Consider the following 17,342-nt stretch of genomic DNA (forward strand, 5'->3'; position numbering starts at 1 on the left):
CGCTCAGCCCAGGTTCTGCGTCATGACGATGGGCGGGTGGTGCATCATCGTGACCTGGGCGCCCCGCCCGTGCTCGGAGCGCGCCATGTCGATGGCCTCGGAGAGCGTCTCGGCCGTGTCCCAGCCCATCAGCCGCGGCACCTGCGCGTTGTCCGCGCCCACCGCGATGATGCGCCCCATGTGCTGGCGCCCGTTCTCGCCCCAGTACCACATGAAGAACGGGTGGGCCCCGTGGTACGCGTGGCCGGTCCGGTACAGGTGGACGTAGGTCGGGTTCTCGGCGAACTCGCGCTCGTACTTCGCCTCGAGCACCTTCGCGTCGCGGGTCTCGGGCAGCAGCCGGTGGAAGAACTCGATGTAGCTCGGGTGCGCCACCGGGTCGAACACGTCGGAGCAGGGGTGCGTGAGGATGAGCGTGCCGCCCGGCTTGAGCAGCGGCTTGCCGCGGTAGAAGTTGAAGAAGTAGCCGCAGGCCATCACCTGGACCAGCAGCGGGTTCAGGATCGAGTTCACGTTGTACGGGGAGACGAACGGGATCCCGTACACCAGCACGTCGGCCTGGTAGTCCACGTCCACCGCGTACTGGGCCCAGCTCGCCTTCAGGATCTTCGCGTGGGTGGGCTCGGTGACGCCGGCGGCCACCGCGATGACGTCGTAGGCGGCGGGCACCGCCTGGAAGATCTTCCGCTTGGCCGCGGCGGGCAGCCCCTTCAGCGCGGCGCGCATCGCCGCGAGCTTCAGCCGGTCGGTTTCGCCGTACGCCTCCTCGCGCTTCATGAGGAAGTCGAGCGGGCCGTCGAACATGCGGTTGTTGACGGTGGTCTCGACGTGGAAGACCTTCAGCGACCGGTCGATGTAGCGCCCGATGCGGTCCACCGAGCGGTGCATCTCGGAGCGCTCGGGGTCCATGTACGAGTGGCTCTTGCGGATGTGGTGCGGCGTGTGGTGCGCCTTCACGCCCTCGTAGTTGGTGAGCCCGGTGCCGACCGACTTGTGCCCGCCGTCCATGGGCACGAAGTTCACGTTCACGTAGATGAGCAGGTCGGACTCGGCGGCGCGCCGGTTGATGATGACCTTCTCGCCGTGCTCGGTGGTGCCGAGCGTCACCAGGCCGTCGGGATCCTCGGCGTCGTGGTTGTAGTAGCGGTCCGGGTAGAACGCGTCGAAGATCTCCGCGCCCACCATCCGCTTCATCTCCGCCTCGGTCATGTGGCGGTGCAGCGCCACCGCGACGACGAGGTGCACGTCGTCCACGCCGGACTCCGCCAGCAGCGGCAGGATGACCTCGAGCACCTGCTGGCGCACGTCGGGCGTGCGCATGGGCGGCAGCGGCAGCGAGATGTCGTCGAGCGCGATGGTGACCTTCATGCCGGGCCGCAGCATGGCGTGGAGCGGCTCGCACCCCTCCGGCCGGTTGATGGCGCTCCGGATGGCCGCCTTCACGTTGGGCAGCCCCTCCACCGGCGGCTTCGGGTAGATCACCCGGGTCCCGACCGGCAGGTCCTCCACCAGCAGGTCCTCGCCGGAGAAGAGCACGCGCGGCGGCGAGTCGCGGTCGATGGTGACGATCTGCTCGGTCGCCTCGTAGAAGCGGGAGAGGCTCCGCGGCTCGCGCATGGTGTCTCAATCCTCCGTGGTGCGCAGGACGGGCCACTCGTACGCCCGGGCGACGCGGGCGAGCCGCGCGTCCGGGTTGACCGCCGCGGGGTGGCCCACCACCGCGAGCATGGGATAGTCGGAGAAGGAGTCCGAGTAGGCGAAGCTCTTCTCGAGCGCGACGCCGTTCCGCACGCACCAGTCGCGGATCACGAGCGCCTTGTGCGCGCCCTCGATGATGGGCGGCATCACGCGCCCGGTGGCGACGCCCTGCACGAAGCGCATCCGGTTCGCGATGAGGTCGTCGGCGCCGAGGTGGTCCGCGAGGCGCCGCACGGTGAAGTCGAGCGCGCCGGTGACGAACACCACCCGGCACCCCGCGCGCCGCGCCTCGTCCACCAGGCGCCGCGAGCCGGGGTGGACCGCCGGCCTCAGCACGTCCTCGAACAGCTCGGCCGCGAGCGTCTCGAGCCGGTCCTCGCTCTGGCCGCGGTAGTACCCGTAGAACAGCTCGTTGAACGCCTTCCGGTTCACCCGGTCCGCGGCCATGAAGAGGGGCACGGAGAGGAGGGTGCGGGCGGTCTGCCAGGCGGTGCCGAGGATCGTCCCCTGGTTCATCGCGTAGAACGCGAACGCGTGCACGATGTTCGTGCGCACGAGCGTCCCATCGATGTCGAAGAACGCGGCCTTGCCGGGATCCGCCATGACCCGCGAGGCATACGCAATGGACGACCCGGTTGGCAAGGGCGTAGCGGGGGCTTCGGCGGCCTACAGCCAGCCGGCGGCGCGGTACCAGGCGGCAGCGCGGGCCATCGACGCGGCGAGTGAAGTCGTCGCCTCGAAGCCGAGCCGCTCGCGCGCCTTCGAGGCATCGCACACCCAGCCCGGCGCGAGCACCTGCGCCACCAGCTTCGATCCGACCGGCAGCCGTCTCCCCAGCGCGCGGCCCGCCGCGTCACCGGCGCGCCCGATCCCGCGCAGCAGCGCCTCCGGGACCGGCAGCCGGCGCGCCCGCACCCCGAGCGCCCGCGCCGCCTCCTCCATCAGCCCTCGCGCGGTGACCGGCTCCGGCGCCGCCAGGAAGAACGCCTCCCCGCGCGCCGCGTCCCGATCGCCGAGCAGCAGCAGCGCGCGGGCGCAGTCGTCCACGTCGATCCAGGACAGCGGGCGGTCGCCCAGGTCGAGCGCGAGCCTGGCCCGCGCGATCCTGAAGAACAGCAGGTTCTCGCGGTCGCCGGGGCCCATGATCCGGGGCGGGCGCGCGATCGCCACCGGGACCTGCGCCGCGAACGACAGCGCCACGCGCTCCGCCTCGGCCTTGGACGCGCCGTACGGCTCCACCGGCGCGAGCGGCGCGTCCTCGCGGATGGGCTCGCGCGACGGCGCGCAGGCGGCGCGCGAGCCGGCGAGCACGAAGCGCCGGAGCCCGGGCGCGCGCTCCACGCAGGCCTCCAGCGCGAGCCGGGTCGAGCCGGCGTTCACCCGCAGGAACTCCTCCGGATCGGCGGCGCGCCGCACGCCGGCGAGGTGGAACACCAGCTCCTGCCCGGCCACGGCGGCGCGGAGCGCGCGCGGATCGGTGGCGTCCCCGACCATCACCTCGGCGCCGGCCTGGGCGAGCGCCTCCGACGGGCGACGGACCAGCGCGCGCACGCGGTCGCCGCGGGCGGCCAGCGCGCGCACCAGCGCCATGCCGAGGAAGCCGCCGGCGCCGGTGACGAGGGCTCGCATGGACGCCCGGATGTGAACCATGCGATCCGGCGCCCGTCAACCCGGCCGAGGGCCGGCGCCGCCCCCTTGTCCCCCGCTGGTCCCGGGCCACAGCTTGATCCGAACCCGGACGGGAGGTCCGCCGGGACAGGAGGGGGGAAGGCGATGAGATACCTGAGGGCCCTGGTGGCGGTGGTGGCGCTGGCGGTGGGCGCCCAGGCAGCGAGGGCGGACGACGTGTACGTCCGGCGGCACGCCAACCCGGTAGGAACGGTGGCGCGCGACACCATCGCGGGCGGCGTGGCCGGCTCGGCGGTGGCGGGCGGGATCATCCTCTACAACATGGGGATCGACGGGAACGACGACTACGACTGGGGCCGCACGCTGGCCTGGGGCGCGCTCATCGGCGCCGGCGTCGGCCTGGTGTGGGGCATCGTGGACGTGGCCACCGCCCCGGACTACGCGATGCGCACGGCGGCGATGCGCAAGCCGGTGCGGGACGGGCAGTCCTTCACGATGGACCTCCGCCGGCGCGACCAGTCGCGGCAGGAGACGTTCTCGCTCGTGGCCGGGAGGTTCTGAGGCGGCTGCGTCGGGCGCGGGGGACGGAGGTGGGCGCCCCCGCGCCCGGCGCGCGATCCGCCGCCCCGTCGCACGACGGGCCGCAGGACGGGTCGCGCCGCCGGCGGGCGTCGATTATCCTCGCGCACGCCATGCCCTCGCTCGCACGCTCCGTCTGCCCGTTCGACTGTCCCGACGCCTGCGGCCTGCTCGTCGAGGTCGAAGACGGGCGCGCGGCGAAGGTCCGGGGCGACCCCGAGCACCCGTACTCGCAGGGCACCCTCTGCCCGAAGATGAACGGCTACGACCGGACGGTGCACTCGCCCGACCGGCTCACCCATCCTCTGATCCGGACCGGGCCGAAGGGCGCCGGGGCGTTCCGGCGCGCGACCTGGGACGAGGCCGTCGCGCGGGTGGCCTCGCGCTGGAAGGAGATCCTGGCCGCCGACGGCGGCGAGGCGATCCTGCCCTACTCGTACGCGGGCTCCATGGGCCTGGTGCAGCGCAACGCCGGCTACCCGTTCTTCCATCGCCTGGGCGCGACGAAGCTGGCGCGCACCATCTGCACGCCGGCCCAGGACGCCGGCTGGACCGCGGTGATGGGCGCCACCCCCGGGCCGGACCCGGACACGGTGCTCGGCTCGGACCTGGTGGTGCTGTGGGGCATCAACGCGGTCGCCACCAGCATCCACTTCGCCCAGCGGGCCCGGGAGGCGCGGCGCCGCGGCGCCAGGGTGCTGCTGGTGGACACCTACCGGAACGACACCGCCGCCCTGGCGGACGAGGTGATCCTGGTCCGGCCCGGCTCCGACGGCATGCTCGCGCTCGGCCTCGTCCACGTGCTCGCGCGCGAGGGGCTGGCCGACGAGGCGTTCCTGGCGAGCGAGACGGCCGGGTGGCCGGAGCTGAAGGCGGTCGCGCTGGCGGAGTGCCCGCCGGACGCGGTCGCGGCCGCGACCGGGCTCGCGCCGGAGGCGATCGTGGCGCTGGCGCGGACGCTGGCGCGCGCGCGCGCGCCGTTCTTCCGGATCGGCGGCGGGCCGTCGCGCTACGGCAACGGCGCCATGACCGTCCGGAGCGTGGTCGCGCTCGCGGCGGTGCTGGGCGCGTTCGGCCGCGAGGGCGGCGGCTGCCTCACCTCGGCCGCCTCGTCGCAGGCGTTCGACCTCTCCCCGGTCCGCCGCGAGGACCTGCTCGCGCGCCCGGTGCGCGAGGTGAACATGAACCGGCTGGGCTGGGCGCTGAACGAGCTGCGCGATCCGCCCATCCGCTCGATGTACGTGTGGTGCTCGAACCCGGCCGCGGTCGCGCCGGACCAGAACGCGGTGCTGCGCGGCCTCTCGCGCGAGGACCTGTTCCTGGTGGTGCACGAGCGCTTCCTCACCGACACCGCGCGCCACGCGGACGTGGTGCTGCCGGCGACCACCTCGCTCGAGCACCTCGACGTCTACCGCTCGTACGGCCACTACACGGTCCAGCGCGCCGCCGCGGTGATCCCGCCGCTGGGCGAGGCGAAGCCGAACTGGGAGGTCTTCCAGCTCCTCGCCGCCGCCATGGGCTTCGACGAGCCGGTGTTCCGGACCAGCGCCGCCGAGATGGCGGACCAGCTGCTCGCGCAGCGATCGGCGTGGTGGGACGCGGTGGACCGCTCGCGGCTCGCGGAGGGGAAGGCGGTCCGCATCGCGCCGCCGCCCGGCCCGCGCTGGCGCACCGCCTCCGGCCGCATCGAGCTCGTGAACCCGGCGCTGCGCGAGCCGGTGCCGCGGCCGCTCCCTGCCCACGCGGACCGCGATCCGCTGCCGCTCAGGCTCGTCACCGCGCCCGCGCTGTACACGCTCAACTCCACCTTCCAGGAGCGGCCCGAGCTGCGCGCCAAGGCCGGCGGCATGCAGCTCCAGCTCGCGCCGTCCGAGGCCGCCGCGCGCGGGCTCTCCGACGGCCAGCGGGTGGTGGCCTTCAACGGTCTCGGCGAGGCGGCGTTCGTGCTGCGCGTCGCCGAGGGCGTCCCGGCGGGCGTGGCGGTGGCGGAGGGCGTGTTCTGGCTGGCGCACGCCCCGGGCGCACGGAACGTGAATGCGCTCACCTCCCAGCGGCTCACCGACGAGGCGGGCGGCTCCACGTTCTACGACAACCGCGTGGACGTCCGGGCGGCGTAGGCCGCCCGGGGCCGCGGCCCCGTCCCGAACCGTTCCGCTCCCCCGCCGGCTCCCGCCCGGACGGGCGAGCCGTGCCCGGCGAGGGATCGTGCGGGGGCGAGACCTTGGGCCGCGGATGTTCTCGCCGGCCTTTGTGGTTTCATGAACGGCACCAGGAAGGGTAGAGGCTCCCCATTTTTGCCGATCGGACGCCCTCTCCTGTATCTTGCGCGCGATCATTTCCCGTTTCTCGGGAAGGAATGGGCACATGAACGACTATCGGTACGACTACCAGACCGTCCAGGGGTTCATCCTCTCGGCGATGTTCTGGGGCGTCGTCGGGATCCTGCTCGGGCTCCTCATCAGCGTGCAGCTGTGGGCGCCCGCCGCGAACTTCGCGCCGTACCTGACCTACGGCCGGCTGCGCCCGGTGCACACCAACGGCCTGATCTTCGGCCTGGGCGCGGGCGCCATCTTCGGCCTCTTCTATTACATCACCATGCGGCTCTGTAAGCGGCCGCTGCTGTTCCCGCGCCTGGCGCGCGTGCAGCTGTGGCTCTTCAACGTCGGCATCGTCGCCGCCGCGGTCACGCTGCTGCTCGGCCAGACCCAGTCGCTCGAGTACGCCGAGCTGGAGTGGCCGCTCGACCTCGCCATCGTGGTGCTGTGGGTGATGCTGGCGGTGAACGTCTTCGGGACGATCCTGAAGCGGCGCGAGGAGCAGATGTACGTGTCGCTCTGGTACATCGTTGCGACGGTCATCACCATCGCGATCCTCTACGTCGTCAACAACCTCGCGGTGCCGGTGAGCCTGGGCAAGAGCTACCCGCTGTTCGCCGGGGTGAACTCCGCCAACGTGCAGTGGTGGTACGGGCACAACGCGGTCGGCTTCCTGCTCACCACGCCGATCCTGGCGATGTTCTACTACTTCCTCCCGAAGTCCACCGGGCTGCCCATCTACAGCCACCGGCTCTCCATCGTCGCGTTCTGGTCGCTGATCTTCGCGTACCTGTGGACCGGCGCGCACCACCTCGTCTACACGCCGCTGCCGGACTGGATCCAGACGCTCGCCATCGTGTTCACGATGTTCCTCATCGCGCCGTCGTGGGGCTCGGTCGTGAACGGCTACTACACGGTGGGCCAGGACTGGACGAAGGTGCGGTCGAACTACCTGACCAAGTTCTTCATCCTGGGCATCACGTTCTACGGCCTGCAGACGGTGCAGGGGCCGACGCAGGGGCTCCGCGTCGTGTCGCAGCTCATCCACTACACCGACTGGGTCCCCGGCCACGTGCACATGGGCACGATGGGCTGGGTGACCATGATCATCTGCGCGTCGATCTACTACGTGGTGCCGCGCATCAACGGCACCGAGCTGTACTCGGAGAAGCTCGCCAACGTGCACTTCTGGCTGGTGCTCGTCGGCCAGCTCCTGTTCTCGATCACGATGTGGATCACCGGCATCCGGCAGGGCTGGATGTGGAAGGCCACCGACGAGGCCGGCAAGCTCCAGTACACGTTCATGGACGGGGTGATCGGGAACTATCCGTACTGGCACACGCGCACGCTGGCCGGGATCATCTTCGCCGCGGGCATGGTGGTGTTCGTCTACAACGTGCTCATGACCATCCGGAAGGGGAAGGTGGCGCAGGCGCAGGCCGGCGCGACCCCGACCACGGTGGCGGCGTAGGAGGGGATGACCATGAGTGAATCCAGCATCTACCGGAAGCCGGTGGCGTTCGCGGCGCTCGCGACGGTCGTGGTCCTCGCCGGCACCATCGCCACCATGGCGTACCCCATGCTCCGCCCCGACCTGCACCCGAAGGTCGAGGGGCTGAAGCCGCTCTCGCCGCTCGAGCTGGCGGGGCGCGACGTCTACCAGCGCGAGGGCTGCGTGAACTGCCACACGCAGACCGTCCGGCCGCTCAAGAGCGAGGTGGTCCGCTACAAGGGCAACCGCGCGCCGGAGCCGTCCGGCCAGTACTCGCTGGCGGGCGAGTTCGCCTACGACCACCCGTTCCTGTGGGGCTCGAAGCGCACCGGCCCGGACCTCGCGTTCGAGGGCTGGATCAAGCCGTCGAAGGACTGGCACTACGCCCACTTCGCCGACCCGCAGAAGGTGGTGCCGCGCTCCAACATGCCGAGGTACGCGTTCCTGGGCGGCAACGCGCTCGAGGCCGCGAAGGTCCAGGCCAGCATGCGCGGGCTGCGCACGCTCGGCGTGCCGTACGGCGACGCGGACCTCGCGGCGGTGCCCGCCGCGGTCGAGGGCAAGACCGAGCTGGACGCGCTGGTCGCGTATACCGTCTCGCTGGGCAAGGCGGTGAACCGCGCCGCGGCCGGCGGCGGCGAGGTGGACCTCGAGGCGCCGAACCCGTTCGCGACCGACGTGGCCGCGATCGCGAAGGGGAAGGCGCTGTTCGACGCGAACGCCTGCTCCGCCTGCCACGGCGACGAGGCGCAGGGGCAGGAGGGCGTGGCCCCGAACCTCATCGACGACAAGTTCCTGGGCGTCTCGCCCGACCTGCCCGACGCGGCGTACTTCGCCATGATCAAGGGCGGCAGCGACGCGAAGAAGGCGCTGGGACGGCCCGGCGTGCCGGACGGCGGCATGGCCGCGTTCGGCGGCGACCTGTCCGACGACGACATCTGGGCGATCGTCGCGTGGCTCCGGAACCAGAAGGCGCACGAGGCGGCCGAGGGCCACCCCGGCGGCCACTAGGAGATCCACCATGTCCGAAGAGCTCGACGACCTGACGAAGTTCGAGGCGAAGGACACCTCCCACACGCTGCCGGTGGGCTGGCTGGCGCTGTTCTGGGGCCTGATCGTCTTCGGCGCCTACTACTACTGGGCGTACACCCCGGCGCTGGGCGGCTGGTCGCAGGCGAAGGACCTGGAGACGGGCGGCGCCAGCGCCGGCGCGAACCTGCTCTGGACCATCGCCTTCACCGCCGTCCCGGCGCTGGTGGCGATCTGGATGGGCCTCACGCAGAAGAAGAAGGCGCGGTAGCGGAGGCCCGATGGGAAGCCAGGAGCTCGCCTACGCGATCTTCGGCGGCACGATGTGCGTGGCGCTGCTGGGGATCATCGTCTTCTACTACTCGCGCAGGCGGAAGGACCGGGTGGAGGAGGCGAAGTACAAGATGCTCGAGGATGACGACGACTAGGCGGTTCCAGAGGTGGCGGCGCATCGCGGGGGCAGCCCAGGCACTCATCGTGCTGGGGCTGCCCTTCGTCTCCGTCGGCGGCGAGAGCGCGCTGCGCCTCGACGTGCCGGCGGGCCGCCTCCACGCGTTCGGCGCGTCGTACGCGGTGGACGAGATGTTCGTGGTGCTCGCCGCCACGCTCGCGCTCACCGCCGCGCTCCTGCTCGTGACGCTGCTGTTCGGCCGCGTGTGGTGCGGCTGGTCCTGCCCGCAGACGCTGCTCGGCGATCTCACCGCCTGGGTGGAGCCGGAGCGCCGCAAGCGCCCGCGCCGGTGGCGCCGGCCGCTCGGCTTCGCGGCGGTGGCGGTCGTGTCGGCGGTCGCCTCGGCCAACCTGGTCTGGTACTTCGTGCCGCCCGTCGAGTTCTTCCGGCGGCTCGCGGCGGGGGCCCTCGGCCCGGTGGTGGCCGGCTCGTGGGCGGCCGGCTTCGCGGTGCTGTTCCTCGACCTGGCCGTGCTGCGCCAGCGCTTCTGCGCCACCGCCTGCCCGTACGCGAAGCTGCAGGGGGTGCTGTTCGACCGCAGCACGCTGGTGGTCGCGTACGACGCGCGGCGCGCCCAGGACTGCGTGGACTGCGGCGCCTGCGTGCGGGTGTGCCCCACCGGCATCGACATCCGGCACGGGCTGCAGATGGAGTGCATCGCCTGCGCGGCCTGCATCGACGCCTGCGAGCCGGTGATGCGCAAGCTGCGCCGCGCGCCGGATCTCATCGGCTACTCCTACGGCGAGCCGGGCGGGCGGCCGCGCCTGGCGCGCCCCGCCGCGCTGGTGCTCGCCGGCGTCACGGCGGTCACGCTGGCGGTGCTGGTCGCCACCGTCGCCGGCCGGGCGCCGCTCGGGCTCACCGTGCTCGGCGACGAGGCCTACGCGCCCCGCCGCACGCCCGACGGCCGCGTGCTGAACACGCTCTCGGTCGGGCTCGAGAACCGCGGCCGGCGGCCGGTGGAGGTGGACCTGGCGCTCGAGCCGGGCGCCGGCGGCGAGGCCGAGCTCCGCCCGGCGCGCGTCGCGCTCGCGGGCGGCGAGCGCCGCCGGGTCCGCGTGCTCGCCGCCGTGCGCGGGCTGCCGGAGGGGCGCAGCGCCGCCCGCGTCGTCGCGCGCCCGCGGCCGGACGGCGAGGCGCCCGGCGAGGCCGCCTCCGCCGCCGTCTCCCTCGTCGCACCGGAGGTGAAGTGAAGCCCGTCATCGCCCTCGCCGTCCTGGCCGCGCTCGGCGCGGTGGGCGGCACCATCTGGATCGGCAGCCTGGTCCGCGAGGACACCGTGGTGGCCCAGCCCTACGAGGAGGGGCTGGAGTACGACCGCGAGCGGCGCGGGCGCGAGGCGCTCGGCTGGAGCGTGGAGGTGGCGCCTGCCGCGGCAGGCGCGGGCGCGCTCGCGTTCGCGATCCGCGACGGCGCCGGGCGTCCGCTGGACGGCGCCGAGGTCGCGCTCACGGTGGGCCGGCCCGACAGCGGGCGCGGGCAGTGGACCGCCGCCGCGCGGCCGCGCGAGCGCGGCGGCTACGCCGCGGACCTCGCCTTCCCGGCACCCGGGCCGTGGGAGATCCGCTTCGACGTGCGCCGCGGCGCCGATCGCGTGCGCCTGACGCGCACGGTGGACGTGCCCGCCGCCGCGGCGGCCTGCGATCTCGCCGCGGGGCCGTGCACCGTCGAGGTCGGCGGCGCGGCGGTGACGCTGGAGCTCTCGCCGCGCCCCCCGCGCGCGCTCACGGAGCTCGGGGTCGCCGCCGAGGTCCGCGCCGGCGGCGCGCCGGTGGACGGCGCCGAGCTCTCGGTGCGCTTCGGCATGAAGGGCATGGAGATGTTCCCGGCCGAGGCGCGGCTCGCGCCGGTCGGCCCGGGCCGCTACCAGGGCAAGGCGGTGCTGGTCCGGTGCCCGAGCGGCCGCACCGACTGGACCGCCACCGTGTCGGTCGCCCGCCCGGGCGCGCCGGGCGCCACCGCCGAGCTGGGGTTCAAGGCCGCCGAGTGACCGCCGCGCTCGCCACCGCGCTCGCCACCGGGCTCCTGGGCGGCTTCGGCCACTGCCTGGGCATGTGCGGGCCGCTGGTGGGCGCGTTCGCGCTCGCCGCCGGGCCGCGCGGCACCGGGCGCGCGCTGCAGGGGCAGCTCGCGTACCACGCCGGCCGCATCACCACCTACGCGCTGGTGGGCGCGGTGATGGGGCTCACCGGCTCGTTCGTGAACCTGGCCGGGCGGCTCGCCGGCGTGGCCGCGGTGGCCTCGGTGATCGCCGGCGCGCTCATGATCGCCATGGGCCTGGGCGCCGCGGGGCTGAGCCTGGCGGTGAAGCGCCTCGAGGCGCGCGCCGCGGGGCGGGTGGCGGCGCTGGCGCGCGGGCTGCTCGAGGGCGGCGGCGCGGGGCGGCTCTACCCGGTGGGCCTGGTGCTGGGGCTGTTGCCCTGCGGGCTCTCCTGGTCGCTGTTCGTGGGCGCGGCCGGCACCGGCAGCGCGGGGCAGGGATTCCTGCTCGCGCTCGCGTTCGGGGTGGCGACGCTCCCGGCGCTGCTGCTGGCCGGCGCGGCGGCGACGCTGGTCGGCGCGCGCGCCCGCGGCGTGCTCTACCGCGCCGGGGGCGTGCTGGTGATCGCGCTCGGCGTCCTCTTCCTGCTGCGCGGGCTCGGCGTCGATGCGCTGTGACCACTGCCTGCTCGAGTTCCCGGAGCGCGAGGCGGTGCGCGCCGAGGTGGCCGGGGCGCCGAAGGTGTTCTGCTGCGCCGGGTGTCGCGGCGTGTTCGAGCTGATCCAGGGCGAGGGGCTGGGCGCCTACTACGACAGCCGGCGCTGGACCGAGGTGGGCCCGCAGGCCGCGGCCGCGCTCGACCTGGCCGCGTTCCGCGAGGCGGTGCGCGAGGGGCATGGCGCGGCCGAGCTGGACGTGGCCATCGACGGGATCCGCTGCGCGTCCTGCGTCTGGCTAAACGAGAAGCTGCTGCAGCGCACGCCGGGCGTGCTCTCGGCCCGGGTGAACTACGCCACGCACCGGGCGCGCATCCGCTTCGATCCCGCGGCGGTCGGCCTGGAGCGCGTGCTCGGGCGCATCCAGGCGGCCGGCTACCAGCCCAAGCCGTGGTCGGACGCGGAGCAGCTCCGGGCGCGACGCGCCGAGGCGAAGGACCTGCTCGTCCGGCTCGGGACGGCGCTGTTCCTCGCCTCGCAGCTCATGATCTACCAGGCGGCCCTGTACGCCGGGTACTTCCAGGGCATCGACGCGCCGACGCGCCGGCTGATGGAGTGGATCTCGCTCGGCCTCACGCTGCCGGTGGTCTTCTACTCCGGCGCCCCGTTCCTGCGCGCCACCTGGCGCGGGCTCCGCCACCTGCGCTTCAACATGGACTCGCTGGTGGTGATCGGCTCCCTCGCCGCGCTCGCCTACAGCGTGCACGGGATGCTGCGCGGGGGCGAGGTCTACTTCGACACCGCGGCCATGATCCCGACGCTGGTGCTGGTGGGCCGCTACGTGGAGGCGGCCGCCAAGGGCCGCGCCTCCGAGGCGGTGGCGCGGCTCGCCAGCCTGGCGCCGCGCGAGGCCCGCCGGCTGGAGCCCGGGCCCGGCGGCCGCGCGGAGCGGCGGTCGGTCCCGGTGGCGGAGATCCGGCCCGGCGACCGGATCGAGGTGATCCCCGGCGAGCGGATCCCGCTCGACGGCGTGGTGCGCGAGGGCGCCTCGGAGGTGGACGAGTCGCTCGTCACCGGCGAGTCGCGGCCGGTGGCGAAGGGCGCGGGCGCGGCGGTGATCGGCGGCACCGTCAACCAGCACGGCGCCCTGGTGATCGAGGTCACGCGCGTGGGCAAGGACACCGTGCTCGCCGGGATCGTCCGCGCGGTGGAGGAGGCGCAGGCGCAGAAGCCGCGAATCCAGGCGGTGGCGGACCGGGTGGTGGGCGGGTTCGTGCCGGCCATGCTGGTGCTGGCGGCGCTCACGGTGGCCGCCTGGCTCGCGCGCGGCGTGCCGGTCGAGCGGGCGCTCATGACCGGGATCTCGGTGGTGGTGATCGCGTGCCCCTGCGCGCTGGGCCTCGCCACGCCCATCGCCGTGCTCCTCTCGACCGGCCTGGCCAGCGCGCGCGGCCTGCTGGTGAAGGGCGGGGACGTGGTGGAGCGGGCGGGCCGCGCCACCGACGTCCTGCTCGACAAGACCGGGACGGTGACCCGCGGCCGCCCCGCGCTCCGGGCGATCGTGCCGCTCGATCCCGCCGTCGGCGCGGACCAGGCGCTGGCGCTGGCCGCCGCGGTGGAGCGGCGCAGCGAGCACCACGTCGGGCGGGCGGTGGCCGAGGCCGCGCGGGCGCTCCCGGCCGGCGCCGAGCCGGAGGCGGCCGGGTTCCGCGCGGTGCCCGGGCGCGGGGTCGTCGCCGAGGTGGGCGGCGCCGAGGTGCTGGTGGGCAACCGCGCGCTGCTGGCCGAGCGCGGGGTGGCGCTCGCGCCGGAGGCGGACGCGCGCGCGCGGGAGCTGGAGGCGCACGGCGACACGGCGGCGTTCCTGGCCCGCGGCGGCCGCGCGCTCGCGCTCCTGGCGGTGGCGGACCCGATCCGCGAGGAGGCGCCGGCCGCCATCGCGGCGCTGCGCGCGCTCGGGCTGCGCGTCGTCATCGTGAGCGGGGACGGCCGTGTCACCACCGGTGCGGTGGCGGCGGCGCTCGGCGTCGAGGCGGTGGCCGAGGCGTCTCCGGTGGACAAGCGCGAGGCGGTGGCGGCGCGGCAGCGGGCCGGCCGGCGGGTGCTGTTCGCCGGCGACGGGATCAACGACGCGCCGGCGCTGACCCAGGCCGAGGTGGGCGCCGCCATGGGGCGCGGCGCCGACGTCACCATGGAGAGCGCCGACGCGGTGCTGGTGCGCGACGACCTCCGGCTGCTCCCCGACCTGGTGCGCCTCTCGCGCCGGACCTACGCCGTCATCCGGCAGAACGTGTTCTGGGCGTTCTTCTACAACGCGGTCGCGATCCCGCTCGCCATGGCCGGCCTGCTCCACCCCATCGTCGCCGCGGGCGCCATGGCCGCCAGCTCGCTGTTCGTGGTCGGGAACTCGGCGCGGCTCCGGCGGGCCCTGTAGGAGGGAGAGCGCATGGGCACCATCGGCTTCCTCATCGTCCTGTCGCTGTCGCTCGGGCTGGCGGCGTGGCTGTTCTTCCTCTGGTCGGTGAAGAGCGGGCAGTACGACGATCCCGAGGGCCCGAAGTACCGGATGCTGGACGACGACGACGAGCCGACCGCCCGGCCGGCGCCGCCGCCGCCGGAGCCGCGCGCCCCCGACCGCGAGCGGTAGCGTGCGCCCGCTCGCTCCGGCCCCAATGTGGACCGGTCAGGTCCCGAAAAGCGACGTGCTTCCGCGGTGTTCGGCGGGTGGGCGCGGCTGACACCCGCATCCGGTCGTGCTATACGGCATCGCTTTTTCCGATCTTTCCACCCGCACCAGTTCCGAAGGAGGAGCCCTGTGATCGAGGCGTACCTGAAGCACGAGGCCGAGCGGAAGGCCCAGGGGATCCCGCCGAAGCCCCTCGACCCCGAGCAGACGAAGGGGCTGGTCAAGCTCCTCGAGGCGCCGCCGAAGGGCCAGGAGGCGTTCCTCCTCGGGCTGCTGCGCGACCGCGTGTCGCCCGGCGTGGATCCGGCCGCCGAGGTGAAGGCGAAGTTCCTCGCCGACGTGGTCTCCGGCGCGAAGACGTGCCCGCTCGTCTCGCGCGCCCAGGCGGTGGAGCTGCTCGGCACGATGATGGGCGGCTACAACGTGCCGCCGCTGGTCGCCGCGCTGAAGGACCCGGAGCTGGCCGCCGCGGCCGCGAAGGCGCTCTCGCACACCACCTACGTCTACGGCGCGTTCGACGACGTGCTGGCGCTCTCGAAGACGAACGCCGCCGCGAAGTCGGTGGTGGACGCGTGGGCCAAGGCCGAGTGGTTCTCGTCGCGCCCCGGCGTGCCCGAGACCATCAAGGTCAAGGTCTTCAAGGTGGACGGCGAGATCAACACCGACGACTTCTCGCCCGCCGGCGACGCCTCCACCCGTCCGGACATCCCGCTCCACGCGCTGGCCATGGGCAAGACCCGCTTCCCGGGCGGCCTGAAGACCATCGCGGAGTTCCGCGCCCAGGGCTTCCAGGTCGCGTTCGTGGGCGACGTGGTGGGCACCGGCTCCTCCCGCAAGTCGGCCTGCAACTCGGTGCTCTGGGCCATCGGCGAGGACATCCCGTTCGTGCCGAACAAGCGCCGCGGCGGCGTGATCATCGGCGGCGTCATCGCCCCGATCTTCTTCAACACCGCGCAGGACTCCGGCGCGCTGCCCATCCGCACCGACGTCACCAAGCTGAAGACCGGCGACGTGGTGGTGATCGACACGAAGAAGGGCGAGGTCCGCACCGAGCAGGGCGAGGTGCTCTCCACCTTCAAGCTCGAGCCGGTCACCGTGCCGGACGAGTTCCGCGCCGGCGGCCGCATCCCGCTCATCATCGGGCGCGCGCTCACCGACAAGGCGCGCAAGGCGCTCGGGCTGAAGGAGATCGACCTGTTCGCCGTCGCGAAGAACCCGCAGCCGAAGGCCGGCCAGGGCTACTCGCTCGCGCAGAAGATGGTCGGCAAGGCGTGCGGCATCGCCGGCGCGCTGCCCGGCGGCTACTACGAGCCGAGGATGACCACGGTCGGCTCGCAGGACACCACCGGCCCCATGACCGCCGACGAGCTGAAGGAGCTCGCCTGCCTGAAGTTCCAGGCGCCCATGGTGATGCAGTCGTTCTGCCACACCGCGGCGTACCCGAAGCCGGCCGACGTGAAGATGCACGGCTCGCTGCCGTCCTTCATCCAGCAGCGCGGCGGCGTGGCGCTCCGCCCCGGCGACGGCGTGATCCACTCGTGGCTGAACCGCCTGCTGCTCCCCGACACGGTGGGCACCGGCGGCGACTCGCACACCCGCTTCCCCATCGGCATCTCCTTCCCGGCCGGCTCCGGCCTGGTGGCGTTCGGCGCGGCGCTCGGCTTCATGCCGCTCGACATGCCGGAGAGCGTGCTGGTGCGGTTCAAGGGCAAGCTCAACCCGGGCATCACGCTCCGTGACGTGGTGAACGCGATCCCGTACTGGGCCATCAAGCAGGGCCTGCTGACCGTCCCGAAGAAGAACAAGAAGAACGTGTTCAACGGCCGGATCCTGGAGATGGAGGGCCTGCCCGACCTGACCGTGGAGCAGGCGTTCGAGCTGACCGACGCGGCGGCGGAGCGCAGCGCCGCGGCGGCCGCGGTGGACCTCTCGGAGAAGAGCGTCGCGACGTACCTCCGCTCGAACGTGGCGCTGATGCGGAAGATGATCGCCGACGGGTACGGCGACAAGGCGGCGCTGGAGGCGCGCATCGCGGCGGTGGAGGCCTGGCTCGCGAAGCCGGAGCTGCTCCGCGCCGACAGGAACGCCGACTACGCCGCGGTGATCGAGATCGACTTGGCCGAGATCACCGAGCCGATCCTGGCGTGCCCGAACGACCCGGACGACGTGAAGCTGCTGTCGGACGTCCAGAACACGAAGATCGACGACGTGTTCCTGGGCTCCTGCATGACCAACATCGGCCACTTCCGCGCGGCCGGCGAGATCTGGAAGGGCCAGAAGAACACCGGCCTGGTCCGCACCTGGCTCTGCCCGCCCACGCGGATGGACCAGCAGGAGCTGCGCGACGAGGCGTACTTCTCCGTCTACAGCCAGATCGGCGCCCGCATCGAGATCGCCGGCTGCTCGCTGTGCATGGGCAACCAGGCGCGCGTGCCGGACGGCGTGAACGTGTACTCGACGTCCACCCGCAACTTCGACGACCGCATGGGCAACGGCGCCCGCGTGTTCCTCGGCTCCGCCGAGCTGGGCGCGGTGGCGGCGAACCTGGGGCGGCTGCCGACGGTGGCCGAGTACTTCGCCGTCTACAACGAGAAGATCGCGCCCAAGGCCGGCCAGGTGTACCGGTACCTGCAGTTCGACGAGCTCGCCGAGTACAAGGGCTTCCGCGTCGTCGCGTAGCGCACGGCCGCGCCGTCCTCGAGGCCCCTCTCCCGCGCCGCGGGGGAGGGGCCTCCTCGTTGGCGCGCGGCGGGGGCCTCGCGCCCTCTGGGCCGCCAGGCGGCCGCTCCAGGGGCGCGGGGACGGGCTCCTGCCGGCCCGTGCGAT

At 73.4% G+C, this 17,342-nt stretch carries 15 protein-coding genes; 12 read left to right on the forward strand and 3 right to left on the reverse strand.

Annotation, left to right across the window (positions count from 1 at the left end):
• Positions 1–3: 3 nt before the first annotated feature.
• The 3 genes from larAH to A2CP1_RS06650 form a co-directional block, all read right to left on the reverse strand.
• Positions 4–1,617: an NPN-dependent hydroxyacid isomerase, LarAH14/15/16 family gene (larAH, locus tag A2CP1_RS06640; RefSeq protein WP_012632645.1), complete on the reverse strand. Its 1,614-nt coding sequence runs from the start codon at positions 1,615–1,617 to the stop codon at positions 4–6.
• A gap of 6 nt (positions 1,618–1,623) precedes the next feature.
• The gene (locus A2CP1_RS06645) at positions 1,624–2,301 is read right to left on the reverse strand and encodes an HAD family hydrolase (protein WP_012632646.1); all 678 of its coding nucleotides are present in this window, start codon (positions 2,299–2,301) and stop codon (positions 1,624–1,626) included.
• 63 nt (positions 2,302–2,364) lie between these two features.
• A complete protein-coding gene (locus tag A2CP1_RS06650; protein ID WP_041450463.1) occupies positions 2,365–3,327 on the reverse strand; it encodes an NAD-dependent epimerase/dehydratase family protein in 963 nt (320 codons plus the stop codon).
• A gap of 144 nt (positions 3,328–3,471) precedes the next feature.
• Between A2CP1_RS06650 and A2CP1_RS06655 the strand changes: the two genes are divergently transcribed.
• The 12 genes from A2CP1_RS06655 to acnB all read left to right on the forward strand — a co-directional run bounded on the left by A2CP1_RS06655 (position 3,472) and on the right by acnB (position 17,195).
• The gene (locus A2CP1_RS06655) at positions 3,472–3,888 is read left to right on the forward strand and encodes a hypothetical protein (protein WP_012632648.1); all 417 of its coding nucleotides are present in this window, start codon (positions 3,472–3,474) and stop codon (positions 3,886–3,888) included.
• Between the two features lie 131 nt (positions 3,889–4,019).
• Complete coding sequence (locus A2CP1_RS06660) at positions 4,020–6,023, forward strand: molybdopterin oxidoreductase family protein (RefSeq protein WP_012632649.1); 2,004 nt, start codon at positions 4,020–4,022, stop codon at positions 6,021–6,023.
• 247 nt (positions 6,024–6,270) lie between these two features.
• A complete protein-coding gene (locus A2CP1_RS06665) occupies positions 6,271–7,692 on the forward strand; it encodes a cbb3-type cytochrome c oxidase subunit I (RefSeq protein ID WP_012632650.1) in 1,422 nt (473 codons plus the stop codon).
• A gap of 6 nt (positions 7,693–7,698) precedes the next feature.
• Positions 7,699–8,724: a cbb3-type cytochrome c oxidase subunit II gene (locus A2CP1_RS06670; protein WP_245530002.1), complete on the forward strand. Its 1,026-nt coding sequence runs from the start codon at positions 7,699–7,701 to the stop codon at positions 8,722–8,724.
• A gap of 10 nt (positions 8,725–8,734) precedes the next feature.
• Entirely contained in the window at positions 8,735–9,013 is a 279-nt protein-coding gene (locus A2CP1_RS06675; RefSeq protein WP_012632652.1) for a hypothetical protein, read from the forward strand.
• Positions 9,014–9,023: 10 nt separating this feature from the next.
• Positions 9,024–9,170: an LPXTG cell wall anchor domain-containing protein gene (locus A2CP1_RS22945; RefSeq protein WP_012525290.1), complete on the forward strand. Its 147-nt coding sequence runs from the start codon at positions 9,024–9,026 to the stop codon at positions 9,168–9,170.
• Positions 9,157–10,386: a 4Fe-4S dicluster domain-containing protein gene (locus A2CP1_RS06680; RefSeq protein WP_012632653.1), complete on the forward strand. Its 1,230-nt coding sequence runs from the start codon at positions 9,157–9,159 to the stop codon at positions 10,384–10,386. The genes A2CP1_RS22945 and A2CP1_RS06680 overlap by 14 nt, the downstream gene beginning before the upstream one ends.
• A complete protein-coding gene (locus tag A2CP1_RS06685) occupies positions 10,383–11,183 on the forward strand; it encodes a FixH family protein (RefSeq protein ID WP_012632654.1) in 801 nt (266 codons plus the stop codon). The genes A2CP1_RS06680 and A2CP1_RS06685 overlap by 4 nt, the downstream gene beginning before the upstream one ends.
• Positions 11,180–11,851, forward strand: a complete 672-nt coding sequence (locus tag A2CP1_RS06690) for a sulfite exporter TauE/SafE family protein (RefSeq protein ID WP_012525293.1) — start codon at positions 11,180–11,182, stop codon at positions 11,849–11,851. Before A2CP1_RS06685 ends, A2CP1_RS06690 begins: the two co-directional genes overlap by 4 nt.
• Positions 11,841–14,264, forward strand: a complete 2,424-nt coding sequence (locus A2CP1_RS06695; protein ID WP_012632655.1) for a heavy metal translocating P-type ATPase — start codon at positions 11,841–11,843, stop codon at positions 14,262–14,264. Before A2CP1_RS06690 ends, A2CP1_RS06695 begins: the two co-directional genes overlap by 11 nt.
• Before the next feature lie 12 nt (positions 14,265–14,276).
• A complete protein-coding gene (gene ccoS, locus A2CP1_RS06700) occupies positions 14,277–14,477 on the forward strand; it encodes a cbb3-type cytochrome oxidase assembly protein CcoS (protein ID WP_012632656.1) in 201 nt (66 codons plus the stop codon).
• 168 nt (positions 14,478–14,645) lie between these two features.
• Complete coding sequence (gene acnB / locus A2CP1_RS06705; protein WP_012632657.1) at positions 14,646–17,195, forward strand: bifunctional aconitate hydratase 2/2-methylisocitrate dehydratase; 2,550 nt, start codon at positions 14,646–14,648, stop codon at positions 17,193–17,195.
• The last annotated feature ends 147 nt before the right edge of the window (positions 17,196–17,342 follow it).

Source organism: Anaeromyxobacter dehalogenans 2CP-1 (assembly GCF_000022145.1).
Lineage (GTDB): Bacteria > Myxococcota > Myxococcia > Myxococcales > Anaeromyxobacteraceae > Anaeromyxobacter > Anaeromyxobacter dehalogenans.

Bases quoted from the DNA above. Each gene is read 5' to 3' on its own strand.
- larAH (WP_012632645.1), bottom strand. From the start codon at position 1,617: ATGCGCGAGCCGCGGAGCCTCTCCCGCTTCTACGAGGCGACCGAGCAG.
- A2CP1_RS06645 (WP_012632646.1), bottom strand. From the start codon at position 2,301: ATGGCGGATCCCGGCAAGGCCGCGTTCTTCGACATCGATGGGACGCTC.
- A2CP1_RS06650 (WP_041450463.1), bottom strand. From the start codon at position 3,327: ATGCGAGCCCTCGTCACCGGCGCCGGCGGCTTCCTCGGCATGGCGCTG.
- A2CP1_RS06655 (WP_012632648.1), top strand. From the start codon at position 3,472: ATGAGATACCTGAGGGCCCTGGTGGCGGTGGTGGCGCTGGCGGTGGGC.
- A2CP1_RS06660 (WP_012632649.1), top strand. From the start codon at position 4,020: ATGCCCTCGCTCGCACGCTCCGTCTGCCCGTTCGACTGTCCCGACGCC.
- A2CP1_RS06665 (WP_012632650.1), top strand. From the start codon at position 6,271: ATGAACGACTATCGGTACGACTACCAGACCGTCCAGGGGTTCATCCTC.
- A2CP1_RS06670 (WP_245530002.1), top strand. From the start codon at position 7,699: ATGACCATGAGTGAATCCAGCATCTACCGGAAGCCGGTGGCGTTCGCG.
- A2CP1_RS06675 (WP_012632652.1), top strand. From the start codon at position 8,735: ATGTCCGAAGAGCTCGACGACCTGACGAAGTTCGAGGCGAAGGACACC.
- A2CP1_RS22945 (WP_012525290.1), top strand. From the start codon at position 9,024: ATGGGAAGCCAGGAGCTCGCCTACGCGATCTTCGGCGGCACGATGTGC.
- A2CP1_RS06680 (WP_012632653.1), top strand. From the start codon at position 9,157: ATGACGACGACTAGGCGGTTCCAGAGGTGGCGGCGCATCGCGGGGGCA.
- A2CP1_RS06695 (WP_012632655.1), top strand. From the start codon at position 11,841: ATGCGCTGTGACCACTGCCTGCTCGAGTTCCCGGAGCGCGAGGCGGTG.
- ccoS (WP_012632656.1), top strand. From the start codon at position 14,277: ATGGGCACCATCGGCTTCCTCATCGTCCTGTCGCTGTCGCTCGGGCTG.